Below are 14,242 nucleotides of genomic sequence, written 5' to 3' on the forward strand. Positions count from 1 at the left end.
CCGCAGAAAAGTCTGCAGCTCTTTCGTGCAGCCGCCCCTGCGGGCGGCATGCTGGTTGCCTACTGCCGGACATTGCTGTCCGGCAGCCGTGAACTAGTTGGTCTTCTTGCTGCCAGGCTTGGCGGCAGCCCGGGGGGCGGCCGGCCGTGCAGCGGGCTTCGGCGCTGAAGGCCTCGGCACCGGCTTCGGAGCAGCAACCGGCTTCGGTGCTGCCGCCGGAGTGGCCGGAGCGGCTGCCTTTTCCTCGGGAGCCTTGGCCGGAGCGGCCTTCGGAGCCGCGGGAACCTTGGCTGCTGCCGGCTTCTCGGCCGCCTTCGGAGCCTCGGCTGCCTTGGCGGCCACGGGCTTTTCAGCCTTCGGAGCCGCCGGAGCCTTGGCTGCCGCCGGCTTCTCGGCCGCCTTGGGGGCAGCTTCCTTGGGTGCTTCCTGGACCGGGGCCTCGTCGGCCTTGGTCTCCTCGACCGGGGCCTGCGTGGTCTCTTCGGCCTTGGCTTCTTCGCTGGCCGGAGCTTCCGTTGCCGGAGCCTCAGCCTCGGTCGCCGTTGCCTCAGTCCGGACCTGGTAGCCTTCCGGCAGCAGATCGGCGAGCGACTGCGTCAGGGGCGCTTCGGGGCCGGACGTATCAACGCGGCCTCCACCCGAAGCCTTGGCTTCGTTCTCCGCCTTGGCTTCCGCCCGCTGCGATGCACGGCGGGCCTCAGCCTTGGCTTCTGCCTTGTTCTTCAGCGGGCCCACCACCATGACCATGTTGCGGCCATCGATCCGCGGGCTGGACTCCACAACGCCGACTTCGGCGACGTCGTCCGCGAAACGCTGGAGCAGACGGATACCCATCTCGGGGCGCTGCTGCTCACGGCCGCGGAACTGGATCATGGCCTTGACCTTGTCACCGGCACCGAGGAAGCGGAGGGCGTGGCCGCGCTTCGTCTCGTAGTCATGCGTGTCGATCTTCAGGCGGAAGCGGATTTCCTTCAGGACCGTGTTGGTCTGATTCTTCCGGGCCTCGCGTGCCTTGACGGCGGCTTCGTACTTGTACTTGCCGAAGTCCATCAGCTTGCACACCGGAGGCTTGGCCTGCGGTGCAACTTCAACGAGATCAAGATCGGACTCGGCAGCCAAACGCAGGGCATCCTCAATACGGACAACGCCTACTTGCTCGCCTGCAGGGCCGACCAGCCGCACCTCGGGGACGCGGATACGCTCATTGATTCTTGGCTCGCTAATGTTAAAGCTCCTGTGTTCGTGAGGGGTATTCCACCGGCAAAAAGAGAAGGCCCCCAATTGCCGGAGCAATCGAAGGCCTCGAGATCGGAGCTGCCGCCCTCAATGAGGCGGCATGCACTTTCCTCCGGACCGGAGTCCGAGGATGTGCCCGACCAGGTACCCGGCAACCTTGACTCCCAGAGGGGAGGGGCTTCCCGAAGGAAGTTTCGCGGCTGACGCGGGTGGGAGAGAACTCCGCTTGCAAACTAAAAGTCAACTCTACAGAAAGATACCCGTTCGACGCACATGTGCGTCGCCGGGCGCCATTTCGGGCTCAAAGTTCAGCCAGAAGCACTGCATTCTATAAAAGCCTGAGAATAACGACATTTAGTCGGTCTGTGACAAGCTTACCAGCATGAGCACATCAGAAGGTAATTCCCACGTCTTCGAGCCCGCAGCCGCCCAGGCCGACGTCTCGCAGCAGATCCGCGACATCTCAGAAGTCCCCGCAATCGAGGTCATCACCACAGCCGCCGTGCACCTGATGAGCGCCGCCGCGGTAAAGCTCGGCCTCGCCGCCGAGGAAAATGCCCAGGAACTCAAGGACCTGGACGAGGCCCGGAAACTGATCACCGCCCTTGCCGGGCTGGTGACTGCGGCGGCGCCGGAAATCGGCTCCCAGCACGCAGGACCGTTGCGCGATGGACTCCGCTCGCTCCAGCTGGCCTTCCGTGAGGAATCGATCATTCCGGATGCTCCGGGCAAGGGTCCGGGCGAGAAGTACACCGGCCCGGTCAACTAAGCACAGGCAGCTAAGCACAGCCAACTAAGGATAGGCATCAGCCATAAAGCGGCGGCGGGCGGACCACTTCGGTCCGCCCGCCGCCGTCGTTAACGCCCGCGCTATCCGGCTCGCGGGCCGCAAACGGCGACAGCGGACAGTCATACGTGGGCCAGCCGGCGGCGCCGCACCCGCTGTAGGACGAGTCCCACCAGGCAGAGAGTCACTCCCGCCAGCCCCACGGACACGAAGCCGGCCGAGGGGCCGATGAGGTCGATGAACAGCCCCGCCAGCGGCGCACCCAGGGCTACTCCCCCGGTGAGCGATGAACCGTACCAGCCCATGGCCTCGCCGCGGCGGCTTTCATCGACCAGTTCGGCCACCTTTTCCGAGGCTGCGGACAACACCGGCGCGCACAGCAGACCCGGCAGCAACGCGAGCAGGCTGAGCGTCCAGACGTCGGTCGCGAAGGCCATCGGGACTGTCAGCGCTGACATCCCCAGCAACAGGAGGATCGGGGAGATGGGCCGGTGCATGGCGCCGTAGAGGATGCCGCCCACCACCGAGGCCGCGCACCAGAACAGGAACACGAGGCCGATTTCGGCCTGGTGGCCGCCGGTCTGGAGGGCCGCGACGATGCCGACGTCGGTGCCGCTGAGGACCATGCCCGCACCGGCCGCGACGGCGAATACGGAGGCCACGGCGGCGGTGAACCAGCTGAAGTTGTGGATGACTCTGTGTCGCAGGCCGGAGCCCCGCCGGCGCCGTTCCTCGGCTGCGGCTGCCAGGGGCGCCAGTTCGGCCGCGGCTTCCTGCAGGTGGGCCGGGGCGGCGGCAACGACGGCGGCTTCCGCGCATTCCAGCTCCTGTGCTTCGAGCCCGGCGTCGGGAGAAGCACTCCGGGTGGGCGGGTTGAACCACATGAGGAAGAGTCCCGATACGGATGTTGCAACTCCCACGACTGTCAGGCCCAGGACGGACTGGCCGCTGGTGGCGACGACGGCTCCGACAGCGGGGCCGATCATGAAGACCAGTTCGGTGGCGATGGCGTCCAGGGTGAAGGCCGTGCGGCGCTGTTCCGAGGGGGCGAGCACGCCGAGGGACTGCCGCACCACGCTGAAGATGGGCAGGGTCAGCAGGCCTCCGACGAACACCAGGGGCAGCAGCACCTCGTAGGAGACGTGCGGGACAATCGACCAGATCACGGTCTCGGAGACGACAGACGGGATGAGCGCCTTACGCAGCCCCACCGTGTCGACCCGGCGCCCGCGCCAGGGGGCGCCGACGGCGATTCCGATCGTCATCACGGCGGCGGCCGCGCCGGCGGCCGCGTAGCCCTGGCCGAGGGTCAGGACGATGTGCAGGGTCAGCAAGACTCCGGCCGCCGAGTGCGGTACGCGGGCGATCATGCCAACCAGCAGGAGTCGCCGGATGGGCCGAACGGCCAGCAGCTGACGGTAAAGCGCGAAATTCACGAAACTACTTCCTTCTGGTACTGCCCACGGCAGCACCGGGAAGTCCCCCCGTTGGGCCGAAAGCTATGGTGCTGCGCGCTGCAGCTTGACCTCGATCGAATCAACCCGCTCGGCAAAGATTTCATTCCGGGCCCAGGCGTTGTTGAGGCCAGCGACAATGGACTGCACGCCGGCGGCGTCGAGCCCGTCTTCAAGGTAGAGGACCACCCGGAGTTCCGGGCCGGCTCCCCCACCGGGGAGCCGCTTGCCATCGGCCGTGGCCGTGGCAACTCCTCCCCCCGGATGAATTTCACCACGGCGGACCGCAGGAAAGCTAACTGCGCTCTCCCCGAGGGCCGCGGCGAGGTCGGGGTCGGCGTACGACGGCGTCCAGGCCTGCTGCTGGGCGAGGGCCCAAACCGCCGGCCGGCGCACCACGAACGTCAGCTCGGAGCCGGGATCGAGCACCAGCAACTCGGCGCCTTCCGCGACCGCGGACAGGGCCGCCCGGGCCGCGTACACGGCGACCGGCCTGGCCTCCGGATGCCACGCTGTCAATGACGCCGCCGAGGTGAACACCGGCATGGCCGTCCGCCCGTCGGGCGCCTTGAGCGTCACGAGGGCCATGTCTGCCTGTTTGTCGGAGCGAAGATTATCACCGTGCAGCTGGTCCCCGTGCGCCCCGGCGGCGGCTTCGCCCTCTTCGGCGAGCTGGGCGAGGATTGGCACGAATACCCTTGCGGTGGCAAGCGCGGCCACCACGGCCGCCTCGTCGCCCGTGCCCGCGGCGAGATCGGCCAAGGCGGCAAGGTATCCGGCGTCGGCGGTGCCGTCGTCGTCCTCGAAATTGTGGATCTTTGCGTCATCGCCGGCCAGGCTGCGGCCTGCCCAGGGCTGGCCGGCGGAGTCGGTGGCCCCGCCGGAGCCGGCCAGGGCGGCCGCGATGTGTCCGGGCAGATGCCGGACGGGCCCCGCCCCGGTGCCCGTCTGCACTGCATCGTGGGGGCCGTGAGGATTCTCGGTGTGCGTCATGGGCACGGACAGCCTAGCGGCGGCCGGCGGCGTCGAGGGCCTCAGGCAGTGTGAAGTTGCCGTTGTAGAGGGCTTTGCCGATGATGGCGCCTTCGACCCCGAGCGGCACCAGGGAACGCAGGACCAGGAGGTCCTCAAGGCTGGAAATGCCGCCGGAAGCGACCACCGGCTTGCCTGTCTTTTCGACCATCTGGCGAAGGAGCTCGACGTTGGGGCCCTGGAGGGTGCCGTCCTTGGTCACATCGGTCACGACGTACCGGGCGCAGCCGGCGTCCTCGAGGCGGCCGAGCACCTCCCAGAGGTCCCCGCCTTCCTTGGTCCAGCCCCGGCCGGCGAGGGTGGTGCCGCGGACATCCAGGCCGACGGCGATCTTGTCGCCGAAGCGTTCGATCACCCGGGCCGTCCAGTCCGGGTTCTCCAGTGCCGCGGTGCCCAGGTTCACGCGGGCGACGCCGAGGCTGAGGGCCTTCTCGAGAGATTCGTCGTCGCGCAGTCCGCCGGAGAGCTCCACCTTAATGTCGAGCCGCCCAACCACCTCGCGCAGGAGTTCGGCGTTGGAGCCGCGCCCGAACGCGGCGTCCAGGTCGACCAGGTGCACCCACTCGGCCCCCTGCTGCTGCCAGTTGAGGGCGGCCTCCAGCGGGGTGCCGTAGCTCGTCTCGCTGCCGGCTTCGCCCTGGACGAGCCGGACGGCCTGGCCGTTGACGACATCGACGGCGGGCAGGAGCTCAAGTACGGGCAGCGGGGTTTCGGTGGTCATCGTGGAGTCCTCAGCTTGGGGATGGTAGGTGGGAGCGGGGCCGTCAGGACGCCGGCAGGGTCAGGAGGAAGGCGGCCAGCAGCGACATTCCGGCCAGGACGTAGAAAACGATCTGCACCCAGAGCGGACTTTTCTGCTGCCGGAAGGAGATCGCGCCGCCAACCAGCAGGCCTGCGACGCCCATCAGTACCAGGGACCACATCTAGGCGGTCCGTTCCGGGGCGGCGGTTTGTTCCGGGGATGCGGTTTGTTCCGGGGATGCGGGGCGGAGGCCCTGGACCCAGTTGCGCAGCAGCCGGGCGCCGGCGTCGCCGGACTTCTCTGGGTGGAACTGGGTGGCGCACAGCGGGCCGTTTTCCACAGCCGCGATGAACGGGGCACCGTGGTCGGACCAGGTGACCAGCGGCGCGGCCATCCGCGGCTGGATGACGTCGAAGTCCCACTGCTGGACACCGTAGGAGTGTACGAAGTAGAAGCGCTCGCCCTCGACTCCGGCGAACAGCTTGGACCCCTCAGGGACGGAGACGGTGTTCCAGCCCATGTGCGGCACGACGTCGGCAGGCAGCAGCTCCACCTTGCCAGGCCACTCCCCCATGCCCTCCGCTTCGGTGCCGTGCTCGACGCCGGCCTCGAACAACACCTGGAGCCCAACGCAGATGGCCAGCACGGGGCGGCCTCCTGCGACACGGCGGCCGATCATGCGGATGGCGTCAACAGCTTTGAGTTCGCGCATGACGGTTTCGAAGGCGCCGACACCGGGGACGACGAGGCCGTCGGCGTTAAGGACGTCTTCGGGCTTGGAACTGAGGATGACTTCGGCGCCTGCCCGCTCCAGCGCGCGGACGGCGGACCGGACATTCCCGGAGCCGTAGTCCAGCACCGTAACAGTGGGCTTTCCCTCCGGGGACACCGGCTTGGTCGCGGCGGCGGGATCGATGATGGCCCCGTCGCGGAGCAGCGGGGCGCTCACAAGGCACCCTTTGTGGACGGGATGCCCTCGACGCGGGGATCCGGTTCGACGGCTGCGCGCAGCGCCCGGGCAAAGGCCTTGAACTGGGCCTCGACGATGTGGTGGGGGTCGCGCCCGGCGGTGACGTTCATGTGCAGGCAGATCCCGGCGTGCAGTGTGATCGCCTCGAAGACGTGACGGGTCAGGGAGCCCGTGAAGTGGCCGCCGATCAGGTGGTATTCCTGGCCTGCCGGCTCCCCGGCGTGGACCAGGTAGGGACGGCCGGAGACGTCCACGACGGCTTGCGCGAGGGCCTCATCCAGGGGCACGGTGGCCTCGCCGAACCGGCGGATTCCGGCCTTGTTGCCCAGGGCGGTCCGCAGCACCTCGCCGAACGTGATGGCCACGTCCTCGACAGTGTGGTGCACATCGATGTGGGTATCACCGGTGGCCTTGACGGTCATGTCAATCAGGGAGTGCTTGCTGAGGGCTGTCAGCATGTGGTCATAGAACGGGACCGACGTGCTGATGTCTGAAACGCCGGTGCCGTCCAGGTTGATCTCGACCAGGACCGAGGACTCAGTGGTGGTCCGTTCCATGCGTGCGGTCCGGCCCTCGGCGGCGGTGGATCCCATGTTGCTCATGTAGATGTGTCCTTTGGAAGAAGGCAGGGTGTTGGGCAGTGCGGCGGGGCGCGCGGGCTCCCCACCAAGTCTAGGCCTGCGGCTTTGCGGAGCCGTTCAGGATGCTTTCAAGGGCCTCAAGGAAGGCTGTGGTTTCCGTCTCAGTGCCGGCGGTCACGCGAAGGTGCCCCGGAATGCCGACGTCGCGGATGAGGACACCGGCGTCCAGCATGCCCTGCCAGACCTCGTGGGGATTCTCCAGACCGCCGAAGAACACGTAGTTGGAATCGGAGGCGGCCGGCCTCAGCCCCAGCCGCGTCAGTTCGGAGACGATCCTGTCGCGCTGGCGTTTGATGTCCTCGACGTCCGCCATGAGTGCCCCCCGGTGGCGCAGGGCGGCCAGGGCCGCGGCCTGGGTGATGGCGGAGAGGTGGTACGGGAGACGGACCAGGCGCAGGGCGTCCGCGACCTCCGGGGCCGCGGCCATGTAGCCGAGCCGCGCGCCGGCGAGGGCGAAGGCCTTGCTCATGGTGCGCGAGACGATGAGCCGTTCCCGGCCGGGCAACAGGGTGAGGGCGCTGGGCGTGCCGTCGTGGGCGAACTCGTGGTAAGCCTCGTCCACGATCACGATGGTTTGACTGGCCTCGCCGGCGTCATAGACGGCCTCGACGACATCAAGCCCCAGCCCCGTGCCGGTGGGGTTGTTCGGGGAGCAGAGGAAAACGATGTTGGGCTGCAGCTCGCGGACCTGCCGGGCCGCCGATTCCGCGCTGAGCCCGTAGTCCGCCGCTCGGGCACCGACGATGTATTCGGTGTCCGTGCCGGAGGCCAGCAGCGGGTACATCGAATACGTGGGAGGAAACCCAAGGGCCGTCCGGCCGGGGCCGCCGAATGCCTGGAGGATCTGCTGAAGGACTTCGTTGGAACCGTTCGCGGCCCAGATATTCTCCGCGTCCAGGCCATGGCCAAGGTATTCGGCGAGGGCTTCGCGCAATTCGGTGAACTCGCGGTCCGGATACCGGTTCAGCCCTGCGGCGGCGGCGCTGACGGCCTCGGTGATTGCCGCGCGGACATCGGCCGGAACGCCATGGGTGTTCTCGTTGACGTTGAGCAGGATAGGGACGTCCAGCTGCGGTGCGCCATACGGACGCAGGCCACGCAGATTGGTTCGGAGGGGCAGTCGGTTGAGGCGCTCAAGCTGGTCAGTCACTCGACCAGTTTAAGTGGTAGCGGCACGGGCGCTGAAACTGTGACGCCTGCGACGGCAATTGGGGGAGGTTAGTTGGGGGCAGGTACTTGGCTTGCCAGACTCTATTTGGACGGGACGAACAGCTGCTGGCCCGGCAGCACACGCGCGGCGTCCAGGTTGTTCAGCTGCACGATATCGGCCACGACGTCGCGGGGATCCCGGTCCGGGGCCACGGACCCTGCAATGGCCCAGAGGGACTCCCCCGGCTGCACCGTGACGGTAATGGTCGGCGTCACCGAGAGCTGATCCGCGGAATCCGCCGCCTTCGCAGGCGCGTTGAGGAATCCACTGAATGACAGAATGAGCGCCGTCAGCAGGATCAGCGGGACGCCGAAGAAGACGAAGCGTCCGCGCCGGGTGAGCCGCAGCGGCGCTTGCTTCGGCCGGCCGGCGGAACCAGCGGCCATCGCCCCTCGCGGTGCAGGCGACGTCGGGGAAATGCGGGGGCCGGCGTTGAGCGGGTACACATTGCCGTGACGGACGCTTCCCCGGTCGGCACCTCCCTGGCCGACACCTCCGTGGCCGATGTTGCCCTGGTCGATGCTGCCGAAATCCGCCACCCCACTGGCACCTGCACTGCGGTGGTGATTCGTGACACCCTGAACGAACGTGCCTTGAAACGCGTTTGAAGCTGACATGAACTGAGCCCTCCTGGACCATACGGTGCCGCCCGGCGTACTCCACGTACTCGCCGCCAACCGGCCGAACCTTCGAACATAGAACCGAACACCAGATCCGAAGTGAAAACTCGAAACTCGAACACATATTCGAACTCTGCTTGTTCTGTTTTAGCACTTACTAACGAACGATGTCGAGACTCGCTAGAACAAATGTTTGAAAAAGCCTTGCGGCTGGCCTATTTTTGAGGGACAGGACAACCACTGATGAACTCCCTGCGGGACATCATCAGTAGTTGATCAGCAGGGTCTGACATTTCAGACCGGAAGTTCCCGGTGACAGCAGCCACGGCAGCCGGGTGGAACGGAAAGGCATTGGCGAACATGGCAGCACAAGCCACCGGCGGCAGGGCCACCTCACGGAGCCCGCAGCCCGCCCGGGCGCCCAAGAGCCTCACCCCCCGGCAAAAGAAAATCCTGGAGACCATCCAGCGGTCCGTCACGGACAAGGGCTACCCGCCGTCCATGCGCGAGATCGGCGACACCGTCGGATTGGCCAGCCTGTCGAGCGTGACCCATCAGCTCTCCCAGCTTGAAAAGCTCGGCTACCTGCGGCGCGATCCGAAGCGCCCGCGGGCTATGGAAGTGCTCATGCCGCTGACGTTGGACGAGGGAACCACCCCGATTTCGGGTGTCGAGAAGTCCAGTGGCCTGCGGGCCGTCGGCGGCCTGTCAGTGACTGAACTCGCCAGCGCCACGGACACTGCAATGGTGCCGCTTGTCGGACGCATCGCCGCCGGCGGGCCGATCCTCGCGGACCAGGTGGTGGAGGATGTCATGCCGCTGCCCCGACAGCTCGTGGGCCATGGCGAACTCTTCATGCTCAAGGTGGCGGGCGACTCGATGATCGATGCCGCCATCTGCGACGGCGACTGGGTGGTTGTCCGCCGCCAGGGTGATGCCGTGAACGGCGACATCGTTGCCGCACTGCTGGACGACGAAGCCACGGTCAAGACCTTCCGCCAGCGGGACGGCCACACCTGGCTGTTGCCGCAAAACACCCAGTACGAGCCAATCCTCGGTGACCACGCCGTCATCATGGGCAAGGTCGTCTCGGTACTCCGCTCCCTTTAGCCGTCCCTGTCGGGCCGCCCTGGCAGAGTCGCCAGCCCTCAGAGTCGCCGGCCCTCAGAGTCGCCGCGTCATCGAGGATGGTCGGCTCCTGGTTCAGCTTGGGACTCAGCCCTTCGCGGAGTCCTTCGCCAGGCGCTCCAAGGCCGCCATGGCTATCGACGAATCGGTGGTGGGCCAGAACGGCGGCAGCGCGGCGCGGAGGAATCCGCCGTAGCGCTCCGTGGATAGCCGCGAATCCAGCACCGCCACAACTCCCTTGTCCGACGTCGAGCGGATCAGCCGTCCGGCGCCCTGCGCGAGCCGAATGGCGGCGTGCGTGGCCGAGACGGACATGAAGCCGTTGCCGCCGGCCTGGGCGACGGCCCGCGAGCGTGCCGTCATCAGCGGATCGTCCGGCCGCGGGAACGGTATCCGGTCAATGACCACCAGCCGGCAGGACACTCCGGGAACGTCGACGCCCTGCCAGAGGGACATCGTGCCGAACAAACAGGTGTCCGGCTCGTCCGCAAACTGCCGCACGAGCGCCGTCATGGTCGACTCCCCCTGGCACAGGATGCTGAGGCCCAGTCGGGGCCGCATGGCCTCCGCGGCTTCCTCCGCTGCGCGCCGGGAGGAAAACAGGCACAAGGCACCGCCGCCGGAAGCGCGGATCAGCTTCTCGAGTTCGTCCAAGGCCTCGGGGGACGTTCCGCGGCCGGGCTTGGGCAGGTGCCGGGCGACGTAGAGGATGCCCTGCTTCGGATAGTCGAAGGGGGATCCGACGTCGACGCCGGTCCAGCTCGGGGCGCCGTTGCCAACGAGGCCAAGACCGCCGGCAGCAGGTTCGAAGGCAGCGCCGATAGCCAGCGTGGCTGAGGTCAGGATGACGGTGTGGTCCGCGAACAAACCCTCGCGCAGACGCCCCGCGACGCTCAACGGGGCAACATTGATCAAGGCCGGCGAGCTCTCGTCCGGCTGGGAGTAGCCCTGCGCCGGGTCGAAGCTGCTGTTGCGGGAGAACCACACCACTTCGCGGTTTTCGCGCGCGGCCAAGAGGCGCTCACAGAGTTCCAGGATGACCATCAGGCGTGACCGGGCCAGCTGGCGTCCGCCGTCGGCCGACACGGAGCTGTCCCCCTTCGAATCAGACAGGGCGGCGCGGCACGCGTCGCGGAGCTGGTCGATGCAGTCCAGTTGCTCGCTGTTCAGCCCGTTAGGCATCAACCCGCTCGGGACGCCGTCGATGGCCAGCTCCAGGTGGGCGGCGGCATTGTTCAGCGCGTCCACCGTGATGCCCGTGTGCTTCCGGGCCCCGGACGCGGCGGCGTGCACCATCGCCACCGAGAGCTGACCGGATACAGCACCCGTGACGCGGTCCTGCAGTTCGTGCGCTTCATCTACCACCACGACGTCGTACTCGGGCAGCACCGCCAGGCCTTCGAAGGCGCTGACGGCGAGCATGGCGTGGTTGGTGACCACGACGTCGGCGTCGGCGGCGTTCTGCCGGGCAAGCTCGCTGAAACATTCGGCCGCGAGCGGGCACTTCTGCGCGCCGAGGCACTCCATGGAGGTGACCGAGACCTGGCGCCAGGCCCGGTCCGTGACGCCGGGCATGAGCTCGTCGCGGTCCCCCGTTGCGGTCCCCTCGGCCCATTCGCGCAGGCGGACGACTTCCTTGCCCATTTGCGAGGACGGCCCGCCAAGTGCGGCGGCGAAATGCGGCACGCTGGTGTCCTCCCCGAGGGAAAACAGCTGTCCCTCGGAAGGTTCCTCGGACGGGAACCCGCCCTCGAGCTTGTGCCGGCACACGTAGTTGGACCGGCCCTTCACCAGGGCGATCTTGACCGGCCGTGCCAGCGCAGGCGTGATGGTCTTGAGCAGCCTGGGCAGGTCCCGGCCCACGATCTGGGTCTGCAGCGCCAGCGTTGCGGTCGAGACCAGGGTGGGCTTGTTGCTGGTCAGCGAATGGGCGATCAGCGGAATCAGGTACGCCAGGGATTTGCCGGTGCCGGTGCCGGCCTGGACCAGCAGGTGGTCGCCGCTGTCTATCGCGCGCACCACCTGCCGGGCCATTTCGTGCTGGCCATCGCGGCTCTGGCCGCCCATGCCAGACACGGCACGGTCGAGCAGTTCAACCACAAACTCCTCGCCGGCCGCGCCAGCAACTGAATCTGGGCCGCCGTCGGAGTCGGCCGATGCGTCCGCAGGCTCCATGTCCTCCGACGCGTCCGCAGGTCCGGCGGCGTCCAATTCAACGTCAGACGCTTTGGCGTCCGCGGGTTCGGCGTCGGCCTTGGTCACCGCAGCCTCAGTCATTGCTGATGAAGGGATCCAGTTCGGCGGCGAGTCCTTCACGCACCATCACCACGGCTCGGGTCCCGGTTTCCTCGTGGTCGAGGCTGAGGATCTCGGCGTCGGTCTCGTGGAGCTTGCTGAGCAGGTCCCCGCGGTTGTACGGGATCAGCAGTTCAAGCTTCACGCTGGGACGCGGAATGCCGTCGCTGATGGCCTTGAGCAGCTCCGGAATACCTTCACCGGTGCGGGCTGAGACCACCACGTGGCGCGGTTCGCGCTGCTTGAGCCGTTCCACCACAAACGGGTCGGCGGCGTCAGCCTTGTTCAGGACAATGATTTCCGGAACCTTGCGCGCGTCGACTTCGCTGAACACGGTCCGGACAGCGGCGATCTGGCCTTCCGGATCCGGGTGCGAGACGTCGACGACGTGCAGGATGAGGTCCGAGTCGGCCACCTCTTCGAGCGTGGAGCGGAATGCCTCCACGAGCTGGGTGGGCAGGGACCGGACAAATCCCACGGTGTCGGCCAGGGTGTACCCCAGACCGTCAGCGGTTTCGGCCTTGCGGACGGTGGGGTCCAGGGTGGCGAACAGGGCGTTTTCCACCAGCACCCCGGCGTCGGTGAGCCGGTTCAGCAGCGAGGACTTCCCGGCGTTGGTGTATCCGGCGATCGCTACCGAGGGGACAGCATTACGACGGCGGTTGGCCCGCTTCGTTTCCCGGGCCGGCTTCATGGCGGCGATTTCGCGGCGCAGCTTGGCCATCCGGGTGCGGATCCGGCGGCGGTCCAGTTCGATCTTGGTTTCACCGGGACCACGCGAGCCCATGCCGGCGCCGGCGCCGCCCACCTGGCCACCGGCCTGGCGGGACATCGATTCGCCCCAGCCACGCAGACGCGGGAGCAGGTATTCCAGCTGCGCCAGTTCCACCTGCGCCTTGCCTTCGCGGCTCTTGGCATGCTGCGCGAAGATGTCCAGGATCAGCGCCGTGCGGTCGATGACCTTGACCTTGACGATGTCTTCCAGTCCGCGCCGCTGGGACGGGGCCAATTCGGCGTCGACCACTACGGTGTCGGCGCCGGTGGACACCACGATGGCTTTCAGTTCCTGCGCCTTTCCGGAGCCGAGGAAGGTTCCGGGATCGGGCTTGGCCCGCCGCTGGACGAGTCCGTCGAGGACCTCGGAGCCGGCGGTCTCGGCGAGGGCCGCGAGTTCGCGCAGGGAGTTCTCGGCATCCGCGAGGGTGCCTTCGGTCCAGAGGCCGGCCAGGACGACGCGCTCAAGGCGCAACTGCCGGTATTCGACCTCGGTGACGTCTTCGAGTTCGGTGGACAGGCCCGCCTTGCGGCGCAGCGCGTGGCGTTCCTCGAGATCCTGCTGGTCGCCGTCGAAGTTCGTGTACACCTCGTCCAGGCGGGAGATGGCCTGCGCCTTGCCGAGTACCGACGTCGGGCTGCCGGTCGCACCGGCGCCTCCGTTGGCGCCGGTTCCGGGGCCGCTGCCACGGCCTGCGCCCGGGGCCGGGGTGTCCTTGGACAGGATCCGGTCGATTACAGCCTGAATCTCCTCAGGACTCATGTCCTGGGCTGCTGAATCGGGTCCGGTGTTGGGGTGGCTGGTCATGGTCTCCTTTAAGGGTTCGGCACTTTCAGAATAGTGCCGATTGGTGCTCTGTGGGGCGGTATTCGCGCTGGGCTGACGGCGGGGGGTCATGCACGCCTCCTGGAATGCCCGCGGCAACAGTGCCGGGGCGGGGCTGGCTCCGTCTGGAGCGGTGGCTGGGTGAAGTGTAGAAGAGACAGATGCGCCCGGCTGTGGGAAACCACAGATTGTGGAGATCGGCGCCTGTGGAACACGCTCCCTGTAGAAATCACAGGGAGGTAGGAGCCGTCCGCCAGGCCGGGCCCGGGAGCGGCCCAGGGAGCACGGTGTCAGCAAAACAAGGTGCCCGGGAAAATGGCTGGATTCCAAGTGGTGCGTGTGCCCCGCGGGTGAGAAAATTCACCCTTGCGATGGTGCACTCAGCGGAAGGCGTTTACCTGCGTCGCTCCGGGGGGACGGGATGTCGCTGCTGGGAGAGACTAGGCCCGTGCCGGCTACTTGGAGATGAAGATCATGTTTTTTAGCCTAGCAGACGTCAAGGCTCCCGCCCGGTTTCCCAAGGGGGT

Annotated in this window: 13 protein-coding genes; 2 read left to right on the plus strand and 11 right to left on the minus strand. The window is 67.2% G+C overall.

The genetic code is table 11. From position 1 onward, the window contains the following. Positions 1 to 93: 93 nt before the first annotated feature. Positions 94 to 1,182 carry a translation initiation factor IF-3 gene (infC, locus tag AC1DEM_RS07515; RefSeq protein ID WP_476883887.1) on the minus strand — a complete coding sequence of 363 codons (1,089 nt, stop codon included), beginning with the start codon at positions 1,180 to 1,182 and terminating at the stop codon, positions 94 to 96. Positions 1,183 to 1,618: 436 nt separating this feature from the next. Between infC and AC1DEM_RS07520 the strand changes: the two genes are divergently transcribed. Then, entirely contained in the window at positions 1,619 to 2,005 is a 387-nt protein-coding gene (locus AC1DEM_RS07520) for a DUF1844 domain-containing protein (protein ID WP_476883888.1), read from the plus strand. Between the two features lie 140 nt (positions 2,006 to 2,145). Here AC1DEM_RS07520 and AC1DEM_RS07525 read toward each other — a convergent pair whose 3' ends face one another. The 8 genes from AC1DEM_RS07525 to AC1DEM_RS07560 all read right to left on the minus strand — a co-directional run bounded on the left by AC1DEM_RS07525 (position 2,146) and on the right by AC1DEM_RS07560 (position 8,458). Next, positions 2,146 to 3,459 carry an MFS transporter gene (locus AC1DEM_RS07525; protein ID WP_476883889.1) on the minus strand — a complete coding sequence of 438 codons (1,314 nt, stop codon included), beginning with the start codon at positions 3,457 to 3,459 and terminating at the stop codon, positions 2,146 to 2,148. A 63-nt stretch (positions 3,460 to 3,522) separates the two neighbouring features. Continuing rightward, complete coding sequence (locus AC1DEM_RS07530; protein ID WP_476883890.1) at positions 3,523 to 4,470, minus strand: SseB family protein; 948 nt, start codon at positions 4,468 to 4,470, stop codon at positions 3,523 to 3,525. A gap of 13 nt (positions 4,471 to 4,483) precedes the next feature. Beyond that, a complete protein-coding gene (priA, locus tag AC1DEM_RS07535) occupies positions 4,484 to 5,230 on the minus strand; it encodes a bifunctional 1-(5-phosphoribosyl)-5-((5-phosphoribosylamino)methylideneamino)imidazole-4-carboxamide isomerase/phosphoribosylanthranilate isomerase PriA (protein WP_476883891.1) in 747 nt (248 codons plus the stop codon). A 43-nt stretch (positions 5,231 to 5,273) separates the two neighbouring features. Then, positions 5,274 to 5,432, minus strand: coding sequence for a hypothetical protein (locus AC1DEM_RS07540; protein WP_476883892.1), 159 nt, complete (start codon positions 5,430 to 5,432; stop codon positions 5,274 to 5,276). Continuing rightward, a complete protein-coding gene (gene hisH / locus AC1DEM_RS07545; protein WP_476883893.1) occupies positions 5,433 to 6,200 on the minus strand; it encodes an imidazole glycerol phosphate synthase subunit HisH in 768 nt (255 codons plus the stop codon). It abuts the gene before it with no gap. After that, the gene (gene hisB, locus AC1DEM_RS07550) at positions 6,197 to 6,823 is read right to left on the minus strand and encodes an imidazoleglycerol-phosphate dehydratase HisB (RefSeq protein ID WP_476883894.1); all 627 of its coding nucleotides are present in this window, start codon (positions 6,821 to 6,823) and stop codon (positions 6,197 to 6,199) included. The genes hisH and hisB overlap by 4 nt, the downstream gene beginning before the upstream one ends. Before the next feature lie 70 nt (positions 6,824 to 6,893). Further along, positions 6,894 to 8,012, minus strand: a complete 1,119-nt coding sequence (locus AC1DEM_RS07555) for a histidinol-phosphate transaminase (RefSeq protein WP_476883895.1) — start codon at positions 8,010 to 8,012, stop codon at positions 6,894 to 6,896. A gap of 101 nt (positions 8,013 to 8,113) precedes the next feature. Then, positions 8,114 to 8,458: a LysM peptidoglycan-binding domain-containing protein gene (locus tag AC1DEM_RS07560; RefSeq protein ID WP_476884025.1), complete on the minus strand. Its 345-nt coding sequence runs from the start codon at positions 8,456 to 8,458 to the stop codon at positions 8,114 to 8,116. Positions 8,459 to 9,052: 594 nt separating this feature from the next. Here AC1DEM_RS07560 and lexA point away from each other — a divergent pair. Further along, positions 9,053 to 9,802 carry a transcriptional repressor LexA gene (lexA, locus tag AC1DEM_RS07565; protein WP_476883896.1) on the plus strand — a complete coding sequence of 250 codons (750 nt, stop codon included), beginning with the start codon at positions 9,053 to 9,055 and terminating at the stop codon, positions 9,800 to 9,802. A gap of 105 nt (positions 9,803 to 9,907) precedes the next feature. Here the strand turns inward: lexA and AC1DEM_RS07570 are convergent, their stop codons facing one another. Beyond that, entirely contained in the window at positions 9,908 to 11,995 is a 2,088-nt protein-coding gene (locus tag AC1DEM_RS07570; RefSeq protein ID WP_476884026.1) for an ATP-dependent DNA helicase, read from the minus strand. A gap of 94 nt (positions 11,996 to 12,089) precedes the next feature. Then, complete coding sequence (gene hflX / locus AC1DEM_RS07575) at positions 12,090 to 13,697, minus strand: GTPase HflX (protein ID WP_476883897.1); 1,608 nt, start codon at positions 13,695 to 13,697, stop codon at positions 12,090 to 12,092. Between the last annotated feature and the right edge of the window lie 545 nt (positions 13,698 to 14,242).

The sequence above is a fragment of the Arthrobacter sp. 05T420 genome (assembly GCF_056396305.1).